Here is a 3,028-nt window from a genome sequence, read left to right as displayed (position 1 = left end):
CTCAAGGGATGAGTTTGTTTCTACCAGATTTATTGCGGGTTACTTCATGTGAGCTTAGTGAATGATGTTTGTGGGCTAGGTTGTAAAACAAAAAAAGCCTTTGGAGGTTATCCAAAGGCTTAGTTAGTAAAAGAAAGGCAACGACTTACTCTCCCAGGTATTATCCCAGTACCATCAGCGCTGGCGGGCTTAACTGCTCTGTTCGGAATGGGAAGAGGTGATCCCCACCGCTATAGTCACCTTAAAATCTTAAAGGTTCGTCACTTATCTAAAAGCAACCCTTTCAATATTTCTTTGACAGTATTGGCAAAAGAGTAGAAGTATTAAAGTTAGTAATGTAAAGCAAGCACATAAGATTGTTTTTCGTTGTTACCCCGGATCCTATTGCTAGAACCCGGGGCCTGAAGCGTTCGGGTAATTAGTACTGCTCAGCTTTGACATTTCTGCCTTTACACCTGCAGCCTATCAACGTCATAATCTCTGACGTCCCTTAATGGAAGTCTCATCTTGAGGTGAGTTTCGCGCTTAGATGCTTTCAGCGCTTATCTCGTCCCAACATAGCTACCCGGCAATGCAGCTGACGCCACAACCGGTACACCAGCGGTTGGTTCAACCCGGTCCTCTCGTACTAAGGTCAAGACCTCTCAAACTTCCTACGCCCATCACAGATAGGGACCGAACTGTCTCACGACGTTCTGAACCCAGCTCGCGTGCCACTTTAATAGGCGAACAGCCTAACCCTTGGGACCTTCTCCAGCCCCAGGATGTGACGAGCCGACATCGAGGTGCCAAACCTCCCCGTCGATGTGAGCTCTTGGGGGAGATCAGCCTGTTATCCCCAGCGTACCTTTTATCCTTTGAGCGATGGCCCTTCCATACAGAACCACCGGATCACTATATCCAACTTTCGTTCCTGCTCGACTTGTCAGTCTCACAGTCAAGCATGCTTATGCTATTGCACTCCACATACGGTTACCAAGCGTACTGAGCATACCTTTGAAAGCCTCCGATACACTTTCGGAGGCGACCACCCCAGTCAAACTACCCACCACGCACTGTCTCCCTTTTCAGGGATTAGACATCAGATAAATAAAGGGTGGTATTTCACCGTTGGCTCCCCTATACCTAGCGGCACAGGATCAACGCCTCCCACCTATCCTACACATCATCTACCCAATGTCAATGCGAAGCTATAGTAAAGGTGCATGGGGTCTTTCCGTCCCGTGACGGGTACACGGCATCTTCACCGTGACTACAATTTCACCGAGCTCATGGCTGAGACAGCGTCCAGATCGTTACACCATTCGTGCAGGTCGGAACTTACCCGACAAGGAATTTCGCTACCTTAGGACCGTTATAGTTACGGCCGCCGTTTACTGGGGCTTCAGTTCAATGCTTCGCCTTGCGACTAACATCCCCCCTTAACCTTCCAGCACCGGGCAGGTGTCAGGCCATATACTTCATCTTTCGATTTCGCATAGCCATGTGTTTTTGTTAAACAGTCGCCTGGACCATTTCTCTGCGACCTCTCTATTGCTAGAGGAGGCACCCCTTCTCCCGAAGTTACAGGGTTAATTTGCCTAGTTCCTTAGCCATGACTCACTCGAGCACCTTAGGATCCTCTCCTCGACTACCTGTGTCGGTTTCCGGTACGGGTACCATATCAATATGCTTAGGGGGTTTTCTTGGAAGTCTGCTTACGTTCTCTATCCCTTTGGCCGAAGCCTCCAGGTACTATTGGGTTTCAGCAAAGCCTGCGGATTTTCCTGCAAGCCCTATACCTACGCCTTTTAACGACCTATTTCGTCAGATCGCGGAACTATCACTCCTCCGTCACCCCATCGCTCAATACGGTAGTATTGGAATATTAACCAATTGTCCATCACATACGCCTCTCGGCTTTTGCTTAGGTCCCGACTTACCCGCGGTTGATTAACATTGCCGCGGAACCCTTAGTCTTTCGGTGGGCAGGTTTCTCGCCTGCCTTATCGTTACTTATGCCTACATTTGCTTTTCTAACTGCTCCACAATACATTACCATACTGCTTCGCCGCTGTTAGAATGCTCCCCTACCACTTGCATTGCTGCAAATCCTGAGCTTCGGTACTACACTTGATGCCCGATTATTATCGATGCTCTGTCGCTCGACCAGTGAGCTGTTACGCACTCTTTAAATGAATTGCTGCTTCCAAGCAAACATCCTGGCTGTCTAAGCAACTGAACCGCCTTAGTTCAACTTAGTGTAGATTTTGGGACCTTAGCTGCAGGTCTGGGTTCTTTCCCTCTCGGACACGGACCTTAGCACCCATGCCCTCATTGCAGAGTATATTTGTTACCATTCGGAGTTCATCAGGATTTGGTAGGATGTGACTCCCCCTAGTCCTATTGGTAGCTCTACCTGTAACAAACTCAACCTCCACACTGCTCCTAAAAGCATTTCGGGGAGTACGAGCTATTTCTCAGTTTGATTAGCCTTTCACCCCTACCCTCAGTTCATCCAAAAACTTTTCAACGTTTACTAGTTCGGACCTCCATCCCGTGTTACCGGAACTTCATCCTGACCAAGGGTAGATCACAAAGTTTCGCGTCTACTCCCACTGACTGTGCGCCCTATTCAGACTCGCTTTCGCTCCGGCTGCGTGTTTCAAAACACTTAACCTTGCCAGTGACAGTAACTCGTAGGCTCATTATGCAAAAGGCACGCCGTCACCACATCACGTGGCTCCGACCGCTTGTAGGCGTACGGTTTCAGGTTCTATTTCACCCTCCTATTCGGAGTACTTTTCACCTTTCCTTCACAGTACTGGTTCACTATCGGTCTCTCAGGAGTATTTAGCCTTACCAGATGGTGCTGGCAACTTCAAACGGGGCATCTCCGACCCCGCCCTACTCAGGATACTACCATCTTCCAAAAAGTTACGCTTACGGGACTATCACCCTGTATCGTCCGGTTTCCCACCCGGTTCAGCTTCATTTTGGTCGACTACTGTAGTCCTATAACCCCTAACTAGCCGTAACTAATTAGGTT

Annotated in this window: 2 rRNA genes (1 of these 2 cut by a window edge); both read right to left on the bottom strand. The window is 48.8% G+C overall.

The window, feature by feature from the left end:
• Nucleotides 1-132 precede the first annotated feature (132 nt).
• Nucleotides 133-244, bottom strand: a 5S ribosomal RNA gene (gene rrf, locus B5Y40_RS19275).
• 154 nt (nt 245-398) lie between these two features.
• Nucleotides 399-3,028 (bottom strand): 23S ribosomal RNA (locus B5Y40_RS19270) (it continues 256 nt past the right edge of the window).

It is taken from the genome of Ohtaekwangia koreensis (genome assembly GCF_900167975.1).
GTDB lineage: Bacteria > Bacteroidota > Bacteroidia > Cytophagales > Cyclobacteriaceae > Ohtaekwangia > Ohtaekwangia koreensis.
The sequence above is the reverse complement of the archived record's forward strand: the minus strand, read 5'-3'. Positions and strand labels throughout refer to the sequence as shown.